This window comes from Erythrobacter sp. 3-20A1M (assembly GCF_018636735.1).
Classification (GTDB): domain Bacteria; phylum Pseudomonadota; class Alphaproteobacteria; order Sphingomonadales; family Sphingomonadaceae; genus Alteriqipengyuania.
In genome coordinates this window covers 205129-223976 of sequence record NZ_CP045200.1, presented here as the reverse complement: position 1 = coordinate 223976, position 18848 = coordinate 205129, and the positions used below count along the sequence as shown (strand labels likewise).

General features: G+C 65.8%; 16 protein-coding genes. 4 read left to right on the top strand and 12 right to left on the bottom strand.

Annotation, left to right across the window (positions count from 1 at the left end; genetic code table 11):
- Positions 1–195 precede the first annotated feature (195 nt).
- A complete protein-coding gene (locus F7D01_RS01065; protein WP_215228444.1) occupies positions 196–990 on the bottom strand; it encodes a SapC family protein in 795 nt (264 codons plus the stop codon).
- Between the two features lie 75 nt (positions 991–1065).
- Positions 1066–2514: an FAD-binding oxidoreductase gene (locus F7D01_RS01060; protein WP_215228443.1), complete on the bottom strand. Its 1449-nt coding sequence runs from the start codon at positions 2512–2514 to the stop codon at positions 1066–1068.
- 166 nt (positions 2515–2680) lie between these two features.
- Between F7D01_RS01060 and F7D01_RS01055 the strand changes: the two genes are divergently transcribed.
- The gene (locus F7D01_RS01055; protein ID WP_215228442.1) at positions 2681–3247 is read left to right on the top strand and encodes a hypothetical protein; all 567 of its coding nucleotides are present in this window, start codon (positions 2681–2683) and stop codon (positions 3245–3247) included.
- A 105-nt stretch (positions 3248–3352) separates the two neighbouring features.
- Positions 3353–4735, top strand: coding sequence for a DEAD/DEAH box helicase (locus F7D01_RS01050; protein WP_215228441.1), 1383 nt, complete (start codon positions 3353–3355; stop codon positions 4733–4735).
- Between the two features lie 15 nt (positions 4736–4750).
- On the opposite strand, the gene F7D01_RS01045 is transcribed toward F7D01_RS01050, so the two are convergent.
- Positions 4751–6562: a diguanylate cyclase gene (locus F7D01_RS01045; protein WP_215228440.1), complete on the bottom strand. Its 1812-nt coding sequence runs from the start codon at positions 6560–6562 to the stop codon at positions 4751–4753.
- A gap of 78 nt (positions 6563–6640) precedes the next feature.
- Complete coding sequence (locus F7D01_RS01040) at positions 6641–8944, bottom strand: ATP-dependent helicase (RefSeq protein ID WP_215228439.1); 2304 nt, start codon at positions 8942–8944, stop codon at positions 6641–6643.
- A 138-nt stretch (positions 8945–9082) separates the two neighbouring features.
- On the opposite strand from F7D01_RS01040, the gene F7D01_RS01035 reads away from it, so the two are divergent.
- On the top strand, positions 9083–9652 hold the full coding sequence (locus F7D01_RS01035) for a hypothetical protein (RefSeq protein ID WP_215228438.1): 570 nt from the start codon (positions 9083–9085) through the stop codon (positions 9650–9652).
- Positions 9653–9742: 90 nt separating this feature from the next.
- On the opposite strand, the gene rsmD is transcribed toward F7D01_RS01035, so the two are convergent.
- The 3 genes from rsmD to F7D01_RS01020 are packed head-to-tail and all read right to left on the bottom strand — an operon-like array spanning position 9743 to position 11827.
- On the bottom strand, positions 9743–10288 hold the full coding sequence (gene rsmD / locus F7D01_RS01030; protein ID WP_215228437.1) for a 16S rRNA (guanine(966)-N(2))-methyltransferase RsmD: 546 nt from the start codon (positions 10286–10288) through the stop codon (positions 9743–9745).
- The gene (locus F7D01_RS01025) at positions 10285–11049 is read right to left on the bottom strand and encodes a pseudouridine synthase (RefSeq protein ID WP_215228436.1); all 765 of its coding nucleotides are present in this window, start codon (positions 11047–11049) and stop codon (positions 10285–10287) included. Before F7D01_RS01025 ends, rsmD begins: the two co-directional genes overlap by 4 nt.
- Before the next feature lie 46 nt (positions 11050–11095).
- On the bottom strand, positions 11096–11827 hold the full coding sequence (locus tag F7D01_RS01020) for a DUF6445 family protein (protein WP_215228435.1): 732 nt from the start codon (positions 11825–11827) through the stop codon (positions 11096–11098).
- A gap of 73 nt (positions 11828–11900) precedes the next feature.
- On the opposite strand from F7D01_RS01020, the gene F7D01_RS01015 reads away from it, so the two are divergent.
- Positions 11901–13625, top strand: a complete 1725-nt coding sequence (locus tag F7D01_RS01015) for an MFS transporter (protein WP_215228434.1) — start codon at positions 11901–11903, stop codon at positions 13623–13625.
- Here F7D01_RS01015 and F7D01_RS01010 read toward each other — a convergent pair.
- The 5 genes from F7D01_RS01010 to F7D01_RS00990 all read right to left on the bottom strand — a co-directional run bounded on the left by F7D01_RS01010 (position 13622) and on the right by F7D01_RS00990 (position 18848).
- Positions 13622–14917: a folylpolyglutamate synthase/dihydrofolate synthase family protein gene (locus F7D01_RS01010; protein WP_215229600.1), complete on the bottom strand. Its 1296-nt coding sequence runs from the start codon at positions 14915–14917 to the stop codon at positions 13622–13624. The two genes, F7D01_RS01015 and F7D01_RS01010, sit on opposite strands and share 4 nt — an antisense overlap.
- Positions 14918–14922: 5 nt before the next feature.
- Positions 14923–15771 carry an acetyl-CoA carboxylase, carboxyltransferase subunit beta gene (gene accD, locus F7D01_RS01005; protein ID WP_215228433.1) on the bottom strand — a complete coding sequence of 283 codons (849 nt, stop codon included), beginning with the start codon at positions 15769–15771 and terminating at the stop codon, positions 14923–14925.
- Entirely contained in the window at positions 15768–16568 is an 801-nt protein-coding gene (trpA, locus tag F7D01_RS01000; protein ID WP_215228432.1) for a tryptophan synthase subunit alpha, read from the bottom strand. Before trpA ends, accD begins: the two co-directional genes overlap by 4 nt.
- Positions 16569–16995: 427 nt before the next feature.
- Positions 16996–18210 (bottom strand): tryptophan synthase subunit beta, encoded by a 1215-nt coding sequence (gene trpB, locus F7D01_RS00995; RefSeq protein ID WP_215228431.1) that lies wholly within the window; start codon positions 18208–18210, stop codon positions 16996–16998.
- A complete protein-coding gene (locus F7D01_RS00990; RefSeq protein ID WP_215228430.1) occupies positions 18207–18848 on the bottom strand; it encodes a phosphoribosylanthranilate isomerase in 642 nt (213 codons plus the stop codon). Before F7D01_RS00990 ends, trpB begins: the two co-directional genes overlap by 4 nt.

Here is an 18848-nt window from a genome sequence, read left to right as displayed (position 1 = left end):
GCACTCGTTCAGATGGCACATAAAAAACCACCCCGTGCGATGCACGGGGTGGCCAAGGTTCAGGGAGGGGGTGCATCGAATGCACCCGGCCCGGACAAGCCATGAGGGGAGCGCTGCCGGGCTGCTCCATATGTGGGGAATTGCGGGTCGCGGATCAAGTCCCCATCGACCGCAAATCGGTTTCGCTTTATCGCGTCAATTCTGCAGTTCGGCGGTCGCCGCGTCGGGCATGACGGGTTTCTTGCCCTGCTGCGCCTGCCGCGCGAAGATAACGCGCATCAGATCGACCGAGAAAAGATGGGCGTAGATCAGCTGCAGAATGCCGTTCTCGTTCCATTCCTTCAGCCGCTCGGGCGCGAGTTCGCGCAGTTTGTTCTGATCGACCACCTGAAAACCGCGATAGACGAACGGCTTGCCGGGATTGCTGGCTTCCTCGATCCCGATTTCGCCATCGATCAGCAGGTCGTTTTCCTTGAGCGCAGCGATGAAGTTCTGCGTGCGCATCCCCGCCTCTTCGAACTGCTGGCAGAATTCCAGAATGCCCTGGGTCGCCTCGGTCGGCTTGCCTTCGCCGTCGAACACCGCCTCGCCACCGGCATCTTCGCCCACCAGGTCGGAGGTCGGATCGAAGCACAGCGACAGATCTTCGCTGTCCGGCTGAAGCCGGGCGAGCATGAAGGGATAGCGGCGGATATAGGCCGGAATGTAGACCGGCTCGGTCACCTTTCCGCTATCGTCGACGAAGGTATTCACGCCTTCGTTCAGACCCATCAGAGCGAGCGGAAGAGGCGCATCGCCCGACGAAAAGATGATCGGGAAATGGCGGCTGGCCGGCACGAACTCGTCGGAGGTCAGCGGGATTGCGTGCTGCCCGACCAGCCACGAGGCAGTCTCGGTCTGCCGCGTCTTGTATTGCGCGTGATCGCGCGAATTGAGCGGCATCAGATCTTTGTAGAACAGGGGCAGATTGGGCTGCGGCGCACTGGCCATCGGTCATCTCCGAAAAAGCTGAAGCGGGATCGATCGCGAAAACCCCGAGGGGCGCGGTCGAAGGGCGGGAGGGCTTTAGGAGTTCGCTTGCGCCGGTGCAAGCGGCACCAGTTTGCCCGGATTCATCAGGCCCGCCGGATCGAGCGCCTGCTTGACCTGCCGCAGCATCGACAGGGCGACGGGGTCGCCGAGCCGGGCGAAATCTTCGCGCTTGAGCTGGCCAATGCCGTGTTCGGCGCTGAGCGACCCGCTCCATTGCGTCACCAGTTCGTACACCTGAGAACTGATCTCCTTCCCGTCGCCGGTCATCCATTCCATCGGCTCCACGCCGGGTGGGGCGATGACGTGGAAGTGCACGTTGCCATCGCCCAGATGGCCGAAAGCGATGGCCTGCGTTCCCGGCCAGGCGGCTTCCACCTTGGCGACCGCTTCGGTAACGAAGGCGGGCATCCGGTCTACCGGCACGGAGATATCGTGCTGGACCGCCGGCCCCTTCTCCCGCTCCGCCGGGGCGATCGAATCGCGCAGCAGCCAGAAATATTCGGCCTGGCTTTCGTTCGCCGCGATCACCGCGTCTTCTAGCAGGTCGTGTTCCAGCGCATCCATCAGCACGGTTTCCGCCAGTTCGCCGAGGCGATCCGCATCGGCCCCTGTCGCGACCAGTTCGATCAGTGCGTGCCATGCATGGCGGTCCTCCAACGGCGGGCGCGCATCCGATAGGTGTGCGACGACATCGTCGAGCGTTTCCTGCAACACGACTTCGAACCCCTCCAGCGCGTCTCCGCATGCGCGCTGGCAATGCACGAGCAAGGTGCGAGCCGCCTCCAGCGACGACACGCCCGCCCAGATGACCCGCCGCTCCGCGATCGCGGGTTGCAGGGCCAGCGTGGCGGCCGTGACAATCCCCAGCGTCCCTTCCGACCCGATCAGCATCTGCTTCAGATCGAAGCCGCGATTGTCCTTCTTGAGCGGGGTGAGGGCGGAGAACACCTGACCATCGGGCATCACCGCCTCTATTCCCAGCACCTGCGCGCGCATCGAACCGTGGCGCAGAACCTGCGTGCCACCGGCATTGGTGGAAATGAGGCCGCCCACCGTGGCAGAGCCTTTCCCGCCGAGAGTGAGGGGGAAGCGCAGCCCCTCCGCCTCCACCCGCTCGTGCAGGGTTTGCAGGATGACGCCCGCTTCGCAGACCACCTGCCCGGATTCGGTATCGAGGTCGCGGATCGCGTTCATGCGTCGCAGGGAAAGCAGGATCGCGTGCCCGCTATCGTCGGGGGTGGCGCCGCCGCACATGCCGCTATTGCCGCCCTGGGGCACGATGGGCACGCCGTGGCGCGCGCACAGCTTCACCAGTTCGGCAACCTCTGCCGTATTTGCAGGGGAGGCGAGGGCGAGCGCGCTACCACTGAACCGTCCCCGCCAATCGGTGAGCCACGGCGCCATATCCTGCGCATCGCGGGTGAAGCCCTTGGCCCCGAGGAGGTCGGACGCCTGTTGCAGAAACTGTTCGATTTCGCTCATATCAATTCCCATGCCACAGGCTGCCCTGCCATCGCCAGCGCTTTGCGCCAATTAAGCCGCCATTCAAATCCGGGCGCTATCATGGCGTCGTTCCGGTCCGTGGGGGTATCGGCAACGCACTATCCGCGCACAGACCTTTCGAGCAAGACGGACGGACCGGGTTAGAATGACGACTTTCGCCGCATTTCTCGCCCCCCTCGTGTTCCTCCTGCCCGCTGCGCCGTTTTCCGGCCATGCGGAAACGGACGAAACCGACGCCCCGGGCTTTGCGAAATCGCCGGAAGCGCGGGCGGACGAGCCGACGCCGCCAGCCAATCGGTTTCCTCTATCCGCTGTCCTTCGCCCGGACGCTCACCAGGTCCGTATCGAACAGAGGATCACCATCCGGATCTCTCCGCGAACACCGGAAATGCAAAGCGCCGTCGCGGAAATTCAGCGGCGACAGCGCAACACGCGATGGGAAGAGCGCAAGACGAGCGGCTGCATTCCCATGGCTTCGCTGGTCGGTGTGCGCGTGAACGGGGCGGACCAGCTGTTGCTCTACACCCGGGACCGGTCGATGTTCACCGCCCGGCTCGAGGGGTCTTGCAGCGCCCGCGACTTCTATTCCGGATTCTATGTGGAGCCGAACAAGGACGGCAAGCTGTGCATCCGGCGCGACCGGCTTCAGTCCCGCAACGGGGCGAGCTGCCAGATAGCGCATCTCGGGCGACTGGTCCCCGTCTCCGATTGACCGGGAGCGGGCACCGCTTCCCTTGACAACTCGCGGCTTTGCGGCGATGGGCGCGGGATATGAAAGAGGAACCGGGTTCGGTTCCGCATTTTTCCGGACATTTGGATGAAGTTTGCCGATCTCGGCCTCTCTGATGAATTGCTGAAGGCGGTCGAGGCCGCCGGATACGACACGCCTACGCCGATTCAGGAACAGGCGATCCCGCCGGTCCTGATGATGAAGGACATCATCGGCATCGCCCAGACCGGGACGGGCAAGACCGCCAGTTTCGTGCTGCCGATGATCGACATCCTCAATCACGGTCGGCGGCGCGCCCGTATGCCGCGCAGCCTGATCCTGGCGCCGACGCGCGAACTGGCGGCGCAGGTCGCGGAAAACTTCGAAAAATACGGCGTCAATCACGACCTCACGCTCGCGCTGCTGATCGGCGGCGTGCAGATGGGCGACCAGGTGAAGGCACTGGACGAGGGCGTCGACGTGCTGATCGCGACGCCGGGCCGCCTGATGGACCTGTTCGAGCGGGGCAAGATCCTCCTCAACGGGTGCGAGCTGCTGGTGATCGACGAGGCGGACCGGATGCTCGACATGGGGTTCATCCCCGATATCGAGTTCATCTGTTCGAAGCTGCCCGAAACGCGGCAGACCATGCTGTTTTCCGCCACCATGCCGCCGCCGATCGAGAAGCTGGCGAAGAAGTTCCTTGACGATCCCAAACGGATCGAGGTCAGCCGCGCGGCGACCACCAACAAGGACATCACCGCGTTCAAGGTGATGGTCGGCCAGCGGCAGAAGCGCGAAACGCTGCGCTGGCTGCTCGCCCACGACCACGTCGATACGGCGATCGTGTTCTCCAACCGCAAGACCACGGTGCGCGAGCTCAACAAGAGCCTGCAGCAGCACGGTTTTGCCAGCGGGGAAATCCACGGCGACATGGACCAGACCAGCCGTATCCGCGAACTCGACCGGTTCAAGGCGGGGGAAGTCAACATCCTCGTCGCCAGCGACGTCGCGGCCCGCGGCCTGGACGTGAAGGGCGTGAGCCACGTCTTCAATTTCGACACGCCGTGGCATCCCGACGATTACGTTCACCGGATCGGTCGAACGGGCCGCGCGGGTGCCAAGGGGCGGGCGTTTACGTTCGTCACGCCCGAGGATGCCGAGGCGATCGAGAATGTCGAGAAGCTCACCGGCAACGCCATTCCCGTGTTCGGCAAGGACGACGTCCGCGTCGAGCTGAAGGAGCAGGGCAATGCTTCGGAAGCCGAAGCTACGAAACCGCGTCGCGCCACGAGAGAGAAGCGCGAGCGCCCCGAAAGGGAAGACCGTCCTCGCGACGAAGCTGCGAAACCCCGTCGTTCCGACAGGGGCAATGATACTAGGCGCGGGTCCAGCCGCGGCGGCAGGAACGACCGGGACGATGAAGGTTCCGTGCCTGCGGGCGAATGGAACGGGCCCAAGCCCGATTTTCTGAGCGTCAGCGCGAGCTGAACGCCGTCCCGGCGGTCAGGCCGCCAGCCGGTAGCAGTTCTTCCCGCTGGCCTTCGCCTCGTACAAAGCGAGATCGGCTGCTCCCAGCAGGGTTTCGGCGGTACCGCCTTCCTTCAGTTCGGCAACGCCCAGACTGACCGATATCGGGCCGGTGGGGCGTCCCCGACCGGCTTTGGCCGCGATCTGCGACCGGATGCGCTCGGCGACGTTGGAGGCGATTTCGAGATCGGTTCCGGGCAGGATCACGCCGAATTCCTCCCCGCCAAGCCGCCCCACCAGGTCTCCCTTGCGCAGGCACGACGCGGCGATCTGTGCGATGCGGACCAGCACGGCGTCCCCTTCCGGATGGCCGTAAGTGTCGTTGATCGACTTGAAATTGTCGACATCGAACATGACGAAAGAGAGCGGGGCCTTCATCGCCCGGGCTTCGCCCACCTGTTCGTCCAGCCGCGCGATAAGCTTGCGACGATTGGCGATACCCGTCAGCTGGTCGGTCTCGGCCAGCTTGAGCGCGTGTTCCGCCTGACGTTCCGCGGATCGCCGCACGGCTTCGAGCTGGTCTATCGCCTCCGCCTTTTCCGTCACGTCCACGATGGTGCCGAACATCGCCACCGGTTCGTCGTCCTGCACCTCCACGATTCCGTGACATTCGACACGACGCATCGTGCCGTCGGGCAGGACAAGTCGTGCCTGGAAGAAATAGGGATCGCGGGTCGCGAGGGACTGTTCGATCGCCTTCTCCACTATCGGCCGGTCGTCCTCGTGATAAGCCGTGATCGCGTTTTCCAGCGGGACCATCGCGTCCGTCACTTCCAGCCCGTGGATACGGAAGACCTCTTGCGACCAGAACACCTCTTCCGCACCTATCTCCAGCTGCCAATGGCCGACCTTCGCCGTCCTTTCCGCCATGGCGAGCAAGCGGTTCTGTTCTGCGAGCAGGGCGGCGCTACGGCGTGATTCCGACAGGAGCGCCGCAGTCGGGAGGCCGCAGGCAAGCAGAGTGAGCAGGAAGAATTGCAGATAGATCACCCGCCCCTGAATGTCGGCCCCGATCGAATTGATGGGACCGAGCTGATGGCTCGTCATCACGCTCCCCATGATGGCGATGATGAACACGGCACGCACCGCGCCGCCGACTCCCGCCGCGAAGGAAGCGAGGATGACGGTCGCGAGCGCCAGGAACAGCAGCGGAAACGCGGTCTGCGCGAAGGCGGCGAACCCTGCGATGGCGGCCAGGGCGATCACGACCGCATAGGCGACCGATCGTGATCCGGTTCGACGCTTTGCGGGGAACACGAACGGCACGAACAGTTCAACCAGCAGCGGGGTGACGATCAGGATCCCCAGTACGACGGTGGAGAACCACGCCGCAAAGAACGGCACCAGCTCTGCCGAACCGACGACGGTCGAGGTCGCGATCGTCGCGCTGGTCAAGCCGGCGATCAGCGTTCCCTTGCCGAAAGCGATCAGGCCCAGCCGGCTGTCGAAGGCGGGCAGTCCGGCCGTCCCGCGAAGGATGTAATGCGATGCGATGAGGCATTCCGCGACATTGGCCACGGTAAATCCGACACTGCCCAGCAGCGGCGTGCCTTCGAGCAGATTGGCTGCGCAGCTGGCGACCCCGATGCACAGGGCGAGGCGATACCGAAAAGCCGGCCAGATCACGCTCATCGCAGCCACGGCTACGCCGCTCGCAGGCCAGATGAAGGCGATTCCGCCCGTGCCCTTCGTCAATTCCAGGGTGAACACGCCACAGGCGAAATAGGTCAAACCGGTGGCAATGCAGATCAGCCAGAGCTGGTACGGGGATAGATCGCGCCTCTCCATGCGCCGACCGTGCCCAAGCTTGGTTAAGACCAGGTAACCCGCTTAGCGTAAATTACGTATTTCACGCCGGACCGACGATCAGGCGAGCTTGAGAAAGCTGTCGATCACGCGCTTCTCGCCGGCCTGCTCGAACTCGATGGTCAGCTTGTTGCCTTCCTGATCGGTCACCGTTCCGTATCCGAACTTCTCGTGAAAGACCCGCGCCCCGATCGCGATATCGGTTCGCGGCCGCGCCGCGAAGCTCGCGGCGCTGCGACGGCTTTCCTGCACGCGCGCCGGCTTGGTTTCATACCCGGTAGAGAGCGCCCGCTGCCATCCGGGCCCGCGCTTGCTGGCGCGATCGGGCGAGCTTTGGGACAGGTGCGCGAAGGGGTCCTCCTGTTCGCTCCAGTTCGCGCGCCAGAGCGATGCGCCGCCGGTCATCGTCGTTTCCTGATCGATGTGTTCCTGGGGCAGCTCTTCTATGAAGCGGCTGGGGATCGAACTCGTCCATTGGCCGTAAATGCGACGGTTCGCGGCGTGGAGGATGGTGCAGCGCCGCCGGGCGCGGGTGATCGCGACATAGGCGAGCCGACGCTCCTCCTCCAGGCTGGCAAGCCCGCCTTCGTCGAGCGAGCGCTGGCTGGGGAATACGCCTTCCTCCCAGCCGGGCAGGAACAGGTGATCGAATTCGAGGCCCTTGGCGGCGTGGATGGTCATGATCGTGACCTTCTCCTCGTCCTCGTTCGCGTCGTTATCCATCACCAGGCTGACATGTTCGAGGAAATCGCCGAGATCGTCGTAATCTTCCATCGCGCGGGCGAGCTCGGACAGGTTCTCCAGCCGCCCGGCCGCCTCGGCACTGCGTTCCTTCTGGAGCATCTCGTTATAGCCGCTTTCCTCCAGCAGCGTGCGCATCAGTTCCGCCGGCGTGACCTTGTCCGCCTGCTCGCGCCAGTCGCGGAACTGCACCATCAGGCGCGCGATCGTGTTCGCGGCGCGGGCGGGCAGTTCGTCGCTGTCGGCGAGTTGCAGGGAAGCGGCGGCAAGCGGCAGGCCGGTCCGCCGCGCATGCTGGTGCATCTTCTCCAGCGTCTTCGCACCGAGCCCGCGCTTGGGCTGGTTGTAGATACGCTCGAACGCCAGATCGTCCGCAGGCTGGGCAATGACGCGCAGATAGGCCAGCGCGTCGCGTATCTCGGCACGCTCGTAGAAGCGGAAGCCACCGACGATGCGATAGTTTAGGCCGATCTGGATGAAGCGGTCCTCGAACTCGCGGGTCTGGTATTGCGCGCGGACGAGGATCGCGACCTGGTCCAGCGAAGCGCCTTGCTCGATCCGCTCGATTTCGTCGCCGACGCGGCGGGCCTCCTCCGGCCCGTCCCACACGCCGATGATGCGCACCTTCTCGCCCGCGTCGAGCTCGGTCCACAAGGTCTTGCCCAGACGCTCGCTATTGGCGCGGATCAGGCCGGAGGCCGCGGCGAGGATATGCGGCGTGGAGCGATAGTTCTGCTCCAGCTTGACCACCTTGGCGCCGGGAAAATCCTTCTCGAAGCGCAGGATGTTGGCGACCTCCGCCCCGCGCCAGGAATAGATCGACTGGTCGTCGTCGCCCACCACGCAGATATTCTTGCGCTCCTGCGCCAGCAGCCGCAGCCACAGATACTGGACCGCATTGGTGTCCTGATATTCGTCCACCAGGATATATTTGAAGCGGCGCTGATACTGCTCCAGCACCTCGCGCTCGCGGCGGAAGATGTTGAGCATGTGGAGCAGGAGGTCGCCGAAATCGCAGGCGTTCAGTTCCTTCAGCCGGTCCTGATACAGGCCATAGAACTGCGCGCCGCGACCGTTGGCGTAGGCCTCGTTCTCGACCGCATCCAGATCGCGGGGATTGAGCCCCCGGTTCTTCCACCGGTCGATCAGCCCGGCCAGTTGCCGCGCCGGCCAGCGCTTCTCGTCGAGGTCGTTCTGCGCGATCAGCTGTTTGAGGAGCCGCAGCTGGTCGTCCGTATCGAGGATGGTAAAGTTCGATTGCAGCCCGACCAGTTCGGCGTGGCGGCGCAGCATCTTCGCGCAGATGGAATGGAAGGTGCCGAGCCACGGCATCCCTTCCACCGCGTCGCCGATGTGCCGCCCGACCCGCTCGCGCATCTCCCGCGCGGCCTTGTTGGTGAAGGTGACGCACAGAATTTCGCTCGGCCATGCACGCCGGGTTGCGACGAGATGTGCCAAACGTGCGGTTAGCGCCGCAGTCTTGCCGGTTCCCGCCCCGGCCAGCATCAATACCGGCCCCTCGGTCGTCAGCACGGCCTCGCGCTGCGGCGGATTGAGCCGCGCGGCATAGGGCGGAGCGGCGGATTCCGGAGTGCCGGCGGGAAGGGTGCTTTCGTTCGTCATGTCGGGTGTCGCGCGAACAGGTAGGGAACGACGCGCTTGGGGGCAAGCGGTGGATCGGCGGAACCGGTCCGGAACCCTGATAGCGCTTGCCCGTTATGTCGGCGAAACCGGTTTACGGCAGGAATAAGGAGCAAACATATGAAAACGATCCTAGCAGCAACCGCCGCCATGGGACTCGCGATCGCCGCAGTCCCTGCCGTTGCGCAGATGAACAACGACAGCATGGGCGAGATGAATTCCACCGGCATGCAGATGACGGCACAGCAGCAGGCCGCGTATGACGGCTGGCGCCAGTCGCGTCAGGAGGCCTACGACACCTGGGACGACAAGACCAAGACCTACTTCTGGACGCTCGACCCCATGGAGATGGAGGGCTGGTGGGCCCTGTCCGACGCGCAGAAGGCCAAGGTGCTCAGCATGACTCCGGAGCAGCAGGCGCAGACCTGGGCTTCGATCAAGTCGCAGCTTGCGAGCACGCCGGCGACGTCGAGCACCACCAGTTCGACCACTTCCAGCGGAATGTCTTCGTCGAACAGCGGCATGTCTTCCTCGAACAGTGGCAACATGTCGTCCAGTGCGAGCACGCCGCGCTATGTGAGCAACGAGATGGTGCAGAACATGGGCGCCGCAACGAAGCCGGCCGGCGGGGAATACCCGACCTGTTCGAAGACAGTGACCGATAACTGCGTGAACCCCGGCGCTCGCTAAGAGCTAGGATTCCGTATCGCTCCGGCATCCTGCAAAGGCTACCGGAGACGAGTAACGAACAAGAGGCCGCCCTGTCCGGGGCGGCCTTTTTCATATGCCCTGGCGCAAGAGCCAGAGCTTCGCCCGACCCACCTTTCGTTCTGCTGCTATCGAATAGCTGCGCAGGGACGGCTCTTCGTCGCACGCCGTTTCCAGCGCGACCCAGGTGGCGGGTGCCACCCAGCCGAGGCGCGCCAGCCGGTCGAGGGCGACGCCCCCCGCGCCGGTGTGATACGGCGGATCGAGCAGGATCAGATCGTGCGCCTGCTTGGCAGGGCCCAGCGAGAGAACCGATCCCGTCTGCACCGCGCTGCGGGTCTTGGCGTCCAGCGCGGTAATATTGTCGCGGATGGCTCGCACGGCGTTCTTGTCCTCCTCCACGAACAGGCAGAACGCGGCACCTCGCGACAGCGCCTCCAGCCCCAGGGCGCCCGATCCGGCGAAAAGATCGACGACGCTGAGCCCGTCGAACCCGCCGAGCCGGCTGGCGAGCATGCTGAACAGCGTCTCGCGCGTCCGATCCGCCGTGGGTCGGGTCGCCTCGCCTTTCGGCGCGACCAGGTTCCTCCCACGCCAATCCCCGGCGACGATCCTCACCGTCGGCGACCCTTGCCGAGGGTGCTGCGAAACCGACCGAGTTCCTCCTTGCGTATCTCTCGCACCTGGCCGCGCGCGAGATCGCCGAGCTCGAAGGGGCCGTAAGCGGTGCGGATCAGCCGGTTCACCTGGAGCCCGAGATATTCGAGCACCTTGCGCACCTCGCGATTCTTGCCCTCGGTTATCGACATCACGATCCACAGATTGCTCCCGGTCCGGCGTTCGATATCGGCATCGATCGGGCCGTAGCGCACGCCCTCGATCGTGACGCCTTCGATCAGATCGTGCAGCGCGGTTTCGGCCACTTCGCCGAAGGCACGAGCGCGATAGGTGCGCGGGATGCCCGATGCCGGAAGCTCCATCTGGCGTTTCAACTCGCCATCGTTGGTCAGCAGCAGCAACCCCTCTGTGTTGAGATCGAGCCGCCCGACCGGCATGACACGCGGCGCACCCTGGGGCAGGGCGTTGCGCAGCGCGGTGTAGATCGTCGGGCGCCCCTTCGGATCGCGCTCTGCGGTGATCAGCCCCTGCGGTTTGTGGAAGGCGAACAGGCGCGCGGGCTCGGCCTTGCCGATCGGTTTGCCGTCGACCGTCACCCCGCGCAAACTGGGAATGATGGTCGCCGGCGTATCGAGCACCTTGCCATCGATCGCGACCCGGCCATCGCCGATCATGCGCTCCACTTCGCGGCGGCTGGCGACGCCTGCGCGGGCAAGCAGTTTGGCGATGCGTTCGCCCTCGGGTCGGGAGTTCTCGGTCATGGCGCGCGCCTACGCCGTGGCGACGGCACGCGCAATGCGGGCGCGATCAACGCTGTCCGATCAGAAAGGCGTTGATGGTCACGCGACCGCTTTTTCTCAACCCATCGGGGTCCGATGGGGGAGGCGTGGGGACGACGCCCGAATGCAGGTTCCACCCGCGATAGGCGACCAGCCTGTCGGGCGCGGCCTCGACCTCCCCGATCATCTCGTAGCGGTCGGTGTCGCCGTAATAGTATTCGCCCGGCAGAGGGCCGAACGCAGCTTCGTCCGCCTTGACCGCCGCCTCGTATTCGTCCGCCCGCTCTGGCCGCACCGTTTCGAACCCGGTTCGCCGGTGGCGGTAGAACGCGGTCCCGCCACTCCCCTCCTCGCCGGTGTAGTGGACGGTCGCGACGAGGTCGGGCCGCGTGCCATCGTAGTGGGGGCGTCGCTGCATCGGGGTGAGGTCGGCGGGCCGCGCGGCGACGATGGAAAAGGCGCAGCTTTCCACCCCGAAATTCCCTTCGAACCCCAGATGTTCCGCGAAGAGCCGCGCCAGCAGAGGACCACCCAGCCGCAGATAGTTGGGGTCGAGCAGGCTGCGCAGGCCGGGGTAGCCGACCACGGGCGAATAGCGCGCGCGCCGGGCCGCCGCTTCCAGCTCCGCGATCCGCCCACTGAACGCGTCGATCACGATTACCGGTTCGCCCTCGCGCCCGAAACGTTCCACGCGGTAGCGTCGCCCGTTATCCTCTCCCTCTGCCACCGGCTTGTGGACGTTCGTGACGCCGAGGTTCATGTGCACTTCCCTATCGCTGGCCCGCGCGGCTAGTGTCGCAGAAATCGGAACCTACGGGAAGGACGGGCCGCATATGGCAGACGCCGCAGCGAAATCGAGTAAGCCAGGCTGGCGCGAGCTGTTTCGGGCGATGCGTAATCACAAGACCGGGTTCATGGCCCTGTTCGGTTTTGCCAGTGGCCTGCCCTTCGCGCTGTTCCTGGGCACCCTGTTCGCGTGGTTGAGCGAAACCGATGTCGAGCTGGAAACGATGGGCGTGTTCTCGCTGATCGGGCTCGCCTACGCTTTCCAGTTCATGTGGTCGCCGTTGATCGAGCGGGTCAACATCGCCGGGTTCCGGCGGCTCGGCAAACGCAAGCAGTGGATCGTGCCGGCGCAGATCCTGCTCGGCATAATCCTGGTCGCGCTGTCGCTCAGCCATCCTAGCAATTCCACGATCGGGTTCTTCTCGTTGCTCGCCGGGATCGGGGCGCTTGCTTCGGCGACGCAGGACATCGCGATCAACGCCTGGCGGATTGACGTGGCGGACGAGGTCGCGACGCTCGATATCCTCTCCACCATCTACCAGATGGGCTATCGCCTCGCGGCTCTGGTCGGCGGCGCGTTCGGCCTGATCATCGCGGAGCGGATCGGCTGGCCGCAGACATATCTTATCATGGGCGGCATCCTGCTGGTGATCGGGCTGGTCGGATTGCGGGCACCGGATTCCGATTCCGAGGTGAGCGATGTCGGTTCGCGGGGTGACGAGGACCTTCTGGCCCTGCGCAAGGCGGGCGAACTCCACCCCCGCATCCGTTTGCGCGCATTGTGGGCCGTCGGGCTGCTATGGGCCGTCGCGATCGCGATCGTGCTTATCTTCATGGGCCTCTCGCTGTTCAGCGCGCCCGAGAACCGCCCGAACCCGACCGACTTCACCGTGCAGTTCGGCCCTTGGATCATCGTTGCAACCGTCGTGCTGCCTGCGCTGATCGCGGGGTGGCTGGCCGCGAAGAAACGCGAAGGCACCTATCTGCTGGAAGCCGACGCCCCCGCGAGCAGTCGCGGCAGCTTCGTGATGGACCACCTTTATCGTGCCCTCGTCCTGCCGCTGGTCGAATTCGTCGGCCGATTGGGCTGGTCGCTGGTGCTGATCCTCGCGCTGGTGCTCACCTACCGGATTTGCGACGCGATCTGGGGGACGTTCGCCTACCCGTTCTATCTGGGCGAGTTGCACTATACGAACGACGAGGTCGCGGTTGCTTCGAAGTTTTTCGGCGTCGGCGCCATCGTCCTGGGCCTCGCGCTGGGCGGATACATGCTGACCGTGTTCGGTCGGATGTTCACCCTGACGCTCGGCGCGCTGCTGGCTGCGCTGACCAACCTGCTCTACGCCGATCTGGCGGTGGGCGGGCGCTACATGGGTATGGCGAGCGACGCGATCGGGCTGACCTGGGCGGTGGAGCAATTCCCGGGCGGCAGTGCGAGGCTCGCCAAGCTGATGCTGACGATCGGCGGCGAGAATCTGGCCATCGGGATCGCGGGCGCGGCCTACATCGCCTGGCTTTCCTCGATCGTGTCCAAGAAGTTCAGCGCGGTGCAGTATGCGCTCCTGTCGTCCCTCACCCTGCTGATCGGCACGCTGGGGCGGGGCGCGCTGGGGCAGATGATCGAGGAGCGGGGCTATTACGACGTCTTCGTGCTGACGACCTTCATCGGCATCGGCGCGGTGGTGCTGTGTATCGCCGAATGGATCCGTCAGAAGCGCGCGGGCGCCAATTCCGGCGTGGTCACGCCCGAGAACCCCGCGGCGGCGGCCTAGTCCGGCATCTCCCCGTTCAGGCGCAGCACCTCGCCCGCGAGGTAGAGCGATCCGGCGATCAGGACCGGCAGCCCGTCAGGCGGGATCGCACGCAGCGCCTCGGTAACGCTGTCGAAGCTGCGCGCGGCTCCGAAGGCGGCGGCGGGGTGCGAGGCATGGCCCGGCACCGCCACTGCCGAAAGCGTCACGATGTTCTCCGCCAGCGGGTCGATCAGCGCGCGCGGTGCCTTGTTGTCGAGCATCCCGAGCACGAGATGCAGCTTCCGCCCGGCGAAATGCCGCGCGATCGCTTCGCCTGCGTTCGGATTGTGCCCGCCGTCGAGCCACAGGTCGTGTCCGGGCACCAGCGCCGCCAGCGGGCCTTCGCCCAGCGCCTGCATCCGGGCGGGCCAGCGCGCACCGCGCAATCCGGCGGCGATCGCCTTGTTGCCGACGGTCACGTGGTCCTGATGCCGCAGCATGGCAATGGCGAGGCCCGCATTCTCGGCCTGATGCGCGCCGGGCAGGGCGGGCAGAGGCAGGGCGAGTTCGCCCGCGCGGTCGGCATAATGCAGCTCGACTTCCGTCGCCGCGACCGACCAGTCGCCGCCGCGCAGATGCAGGGGCGCACCTGCCACGCGCGCCGCGCGCTCGATCTCGCTGGATGCTTCGGGCGGATAGGACAGGGCGATTAGCGGTGAGCCCGGCTTCGCAATCCCCGCCTTCTCGAACGCTATGCGAGCGAGGGGGAGGGTGGGCGTGCCCTCCTCCGGTGCCAGCAGGAACCGCTCGTGGTCGATGCCCAGCGCGGCGATGCCACACGCCGCAGGCCGGGGCAGCACGTTGGTCGCATCGAAGCGGCCGCCGAGGCCGACCTCCACCACGCAGGCATCGGCGGGCACGCGCGCGAATTCGGTGAAGGCGGCGGCAATGGTCACTTCGAAGAAGCTGGGGTTGAGATCCTCGCCAGCGTCCAGCACCTGCGCCAGCAACTCGGCCAGCCGGTGGTCGGAGATCAGCTCGCCAGCGACCCGGATGCGCTCGTTATAGCGCACCAGATGCGGGCTGGTGGTGACGTGCACCCGTTTGCCATCGGCCTCCAGCATGGCGCGCAGGAAGGCGCAGACCGACCCCTTGCCGTTCGTGCCCGCGACATGGAACACCGGCGGCAGGCGGTCCTGCGGATGGCCCAGCCGCGCCAGCAGTTCGCGAACGGTGCCGAGGCCCAGCCGCCCGTCCGGCACCGAGAGCGCCGCCAGCCGGTCGAGCTGCGCCTGCACCGCGGGCGAATCGGAGCGGGCGAAGTCCTTCAGCGTCGTCAGGCCGCCGCGCGCGGCCGCATGTATTCGAGCAGCGTCGCCAGTTCGCTGCGCAGGTTGCGCCGCTCCACCACGCGGTCGATCATGCCGTGCTTGTGGAGATATTCCGCGCGCTGGAAGCCGTCGGGCAATTGCTCGCGGATCGTGTCCTGAATCACCCGCTGCCCGGCGAAGCCGATCAGCGCGCCCGGCTCGGCCAGCTGGACGTCGCCCAGCATGGCGTAGCTGGCGGTGACGCCGCCCGTGGTCGGGTCGGTCAGCAGCACGATGTAGGGCAGCCCGGCCTCGCGCAGGCGGCGTGTCATCACGGTCGCCTTGGGCATCTGCATCAGGCTGAGGATACCCTCCTGCATCCGCGCGCCGCCCGCGGCGGTCACCACGATATAGCCGCATTTGCGGTCGAGCGCGCGCTGCGCGCCGTTGCAGAAGGCCTGGCCGACGGCCATCCCCATGCTGCCGCCCATGAAGCCGAAATCCTGCACGCCGACGACCGCGTCCTGCCCCTCGATCGAACCCGATCCGACCACGAACGCGTCGCGCAGCGGGGTCTTTGCCCGCGCCTGCTTCAGCCGGTCGGTGTATTTCTTGGTGTCGCGAAACTTGAGCGGGTCCTGCCGCACCTCGGGCTGGGGCAGGGTTTCGAACCCTTCGTCCATCAGCTGGGAAAGCCGCTCCTGCGCGCCGATGCGTCCATGATGGCCGCAGCGCGGGCAGACGTGCAGGTTCTCCTCGTACTCCTTGGCGAAGATCATTTCCTGGCATCCTGGGCACTTGACCCACAGATGGTCCTTGGTTTCGCGCTTGCCGACGAAGGGCAGCGAATTGCGTACGCGGGTAAGCCAGTTCATGGGGTCGCCTTTGCCGCCGAATGCACCGCCTTGGCAAGCGCCGCGGTCAGCTCGCGGATGGCGGCGGGCGCGTCGGCACCGTGCTCGGCGACCAGTTCCACCAGCGCGGAGCCGACCACCACCCCATCGGCCACCGCAGCGATTTCAGCAGCTTGTTCGGGTGTCCTGACACCGAATCCCACGGCGACGGGGATGTCGGTCGCGCGCTTGATGCGGCCGACATTGGAGCGAATCGATTCGATCGCCGCCTGCTGCATGCCCGTAATACCCGCGACCGCGACATAATAGAGGAAGCCCTCGCTGCCATCGATCACGGCGGGCAGGCGCTTGTCGTCCGTGGTCGGCGTGGCGAGCCGGATCGGCGCGATCCCGGTGTCGCGCAGAGCGGGGCCGAGCGCATCGTCCTCCTCCGGCGGGATGTCGACGCAGATCACGCCGTCGACGCCCGCATCCTTCGCGGCGGAGGCGAACCATTCCGGTCCGCGCCGGATCATGGGGTTGGCGTAGCCCATCAGGATCAGCGGCACCTGCGCATGACGCTGGCGGAACGCGGTCGCGATCCGCAGGACGTCCGCAGTGGTCGTCCCACGCCCGAGCGAGCGGATGTTCGCCTGCTGGATCGCCGGGCCGTCCGCCATCGGATCGGTGAAGGGCATCCCTAGCTCGATCACGTCCGCGCCGCCCTCGACCAGCGCATCGAGATTGGCCGCCGTGTCGCCATCGCCCGCCGTGAGGAAGCAGACGAGCGCGGGGTGGGGTTTGGCAAAGGCTGAGGCGAGGCGTGTCGGGGCGGTCATTCTGAAGCGGGAAGTCCTACAGGATGGAACACATGGAACAGTGTCCTAGGGGCGGAAAAATCCGGTCCGCGTGCGCATGGCAAAGAACGGCTGGATGGGGAAGGGTATGGTTGCGGGCATGGCGTGATTATGCCTGTGGGGAGCGCTGTAGGACATACTCTGCCGCAACCGTCGCCCCGGCCCTCGAGCCGGGGTAGTGCTTCGTTTGGGCGTCGCAAGAAGGAAGCACTATCCCGGGTCAAGCCCGGGATGACGATCGGGGATCGGGGCGCGCGAGTCTGGCACGGGTGTTGTGTGCGGTTCCTCTCTCACCTTCAGCCCTGAACAGGAGAGCCATTTTCCCGCCGGAATGACGTCAGCGAGACACTGTACCTCATCACTCTATCGCATGCTGGATGTCAGATATCTTCGTCCGCTGCCAATCCGCTCAAATCTCCACTCCCAGCCGCTCGGCGACGGTGAAGATGTCCTTGTCGCCGCGGCCACACAGGTTCGCGAGGATCACGCTGTCCCTCGGCATTTCCTTCGCGCGCTTCGCCACGGCGGCGATCGCGTGGCTCGGCTCGAGCGCGGGGATGATGCCCTCGGTCCGGCAGAGGAGCTGGAAGGCCTCCAACGCTTCCTCATCGGTGACGGCGGTGTATTCGACCCGGCCGGTATCCTTCAGCCAGGCGTGTTCGGGGCCGATACCGGGATAGTCGAGCCCCGCGCTGATCGAGTGGCCTTCGGTAATCTGGCCGTCCTCGTCCTGCAGCAGGTAGGTCTTGTTGCCGTGGAGCACGCCGGGGAAGCCACCGAGCAGGCTGGCCGCGTGTTCGCTCCCGTCGAGCCCATGCCCCGCCGCCTCGACGCCGAGCATCTTCACGTCAGCGTCGTCGAGGAAAGGGTGGAACAGGCCGAGCGCGTTGGACCCGCCGCCGATCGCCGCCACCAGCAGGTCGGGCAGGCGGTCGATACGCGACAGCATCTGCGCGCGCGCTTCCTTGCCGATCACGCTCTGGAAGTCGCGGACCAGCTCCGGATAGGGATGCGGGCCGGCGGCGGTGCCGATGATGTAGAAGGTGTCGTGGACGTTCGCGACCCAGTCGCGCAGCCCTTCGTTCATCGCGTCCTTCAACGTCGCGCGGCCGCTGGTGACGGGGATTACTTCCGCGCCGAGCAGCTTCATGCGGAATACGTTGGGCTGCTGGCGCGCCACGTCGGTCGCGCCCATGTAGATGACGCAGGGCAGGCCGAACCGCGCGCAGACGGTGGCGGTGGCGACGCCGTGCTGGCCCGCGCCGGTTTCCGCGATGATCCGCGTCTTGCCCATCCGCATCGCGAGCAGGATTTGCCCGATGCAATTGTTGATCTTGTGCGCGCCGGTGTGGTTCAGCTCGTCGCGCTTGAACCAGATCTGCGCGCCCCCGACCGCCTCGGTCAGCCGTTCCGCGAAATAGAGCGGGCTGGGGCGGCCGACATAATGTTCCAGCAAGTCGTCGAACTGCGCCTTGAACGCCGGGTCCGCCTGCGCCGCGCGGTATTCACGCTCCAGATCGAGCACCAGCGGCATCAGCGTCTCGGCGACGTAGCGCCCGCCGTAATCGCCGAAATGGCCGCGCTCGTCCGGCATCTGGCGGAAGGTGTTGGGTTGATCGGTCATGCACGAGCCGCTTTGCAAAAGGCGACGATCTTGTCGACATCCTTCTCGCCCGGCGCGCTTTCGACGCCGCTGGAGGTATCGACCAGCGGCGCGGCGGTTTGCCGGATCGCCTCCGCCACGTTCGCGGGGTTCAGCCCGCCCGCAAGGCCCCATGGCAGCGCGCCGCGATAGTGCGCGAGCAGGCTCCAGTCGAAGGTGAGGCCCATGCCGCCGGGAAGGGCCGAGCCCGAGGGCGTTTTCGCATCGAACAGGATCAGGTCCGCCGCGCCCTGATAGCCGTCGGCGCGTGCAACATCCTCCGCCTTCGCCACCGGCAGCGCCTTCCACACCGGAAGGGAGAAGCGCGCCTTCACCTCGGCGCAGCGCTGCGGCGTTTCCGCCCCATGTAACTGTATGGCGTCGAGCCGACCGGCTTGCACGCCCTCCGCCAGCAGGCCATCGTCGGCATCGACGAACAATCCGACGCGCCCAATCCGCTGCCCCGCGCGCGCCGCCAGCGCGGACGCCCCCCACGTATCGACGTGGCGGGGGGAAGGGGGGAAGAAGACCAGGCCGATGAAGTCCGCCCGCGCGCCGATCGCGGCGTCCAGCGCTGCGGGCGTCGAGATGCCGCAAATCTTGATGAGCGTGGTGGGCAC

What these genes read in the sequence shown, in the direction of transcription:
- F7D01_RS01065 (WP_215228444.1), bottom strand. Translation starts at nt 990, where the DNA reads ATGGCCAGTGCGCCGCAGCCCAATCTGCCCCTGTTCTACAAAGATCTG.
- F7D01_RS01060 (WP_215228443.1), bottom strand. Translation starts at nt 2,514, where the DNA reads ATGAGCGAAATCGAACAGTTTCTGCAACAGGCGTCCGACCTCCTCGGG.
- F7D01_RS01055 (WP_215228442.1), top strand. Translation starts at nt 2,681, where the DNA reads ATGACGACTTTCGCCGCATTTCTCGCCCCCCTCGTGTTCCTCCTGCCC.
- F7D01_RS01050 (WP_215228441.1), top strand. Translation starts at nt 3,353, where the DNA reads ATGAAGTTTGCCGATCTCGGCCTCTCTGATGAATTGCTGAAGGCGGTC.
- F7D01_RS01045 (WP_215228440.1), bottom strand. Translation starts at nt 6,562, where the DNA reads ATGGAGAGGCGCGATCTATCCCCGTACCAGCTCTGGCTGATCTGCATT.
- F7D01_RS01040 (WP_215228439.1), bottom strand. Translation starts at nt 8,944, where the DNA reads ATGACGAACGAAAGCACCCTTCCCGCCGGCACTCCGGAATCCGCCGCT.
- F7D01_RS01035 (WP_215228438.1), top strand. Translation starts at nt 9,083, where the DNA reads ATGAAAACGATCCTAGCAGCAACCGCCGCCATGGGACTCGCGATCGCC.
- F7D01_RS01025 (WP_215228436.1), bottom strand. Translation starts at nt 11,049, where the DNA reads ATGACCGAGAACTCCCGACCCGAGGGCGAACGCATCGCCAAACTGCTT.
- F7D01_RS01020 (WP_215228435.1), bottom strand. Translation starts at nt 11,827, where the DNA reads ATGAACCTCGGCGTCACGAACGTCCACAAGCCGGTGGCAGAGGGAGAG.
- F7D01_RS01015 (WP_215228434.1), top strand. Translation starts at nt 11,901, where the DNA reads ATGGCAGACGCCGCAGCGAAATCGAGTAAGCCAGGCTGGCGCGAGCTG.
- accD (WP_215228433.1), bottom strand. Translation starts at nt 15,771, where the DNA reads ATGAACTGGCTTACCCGCGTACGCAATTCGCTGCCCTTCGTCGGCAAG.
- trpA (WP_215228432.1), bottom strand. Translation starts at nt 16,568, where the DNA reads ATGACCGCCCCGACACGCCTCGCCTCAGCCTTTGCCAAACCCCACCCC.
- trpB (WP_215228431.1), bottom strand. Translation starts at nt 18,210, where the DNA reads ATGACCGATCAACCCAACACCTTCCGCCAGATGCCGGACGAGCGCGGC.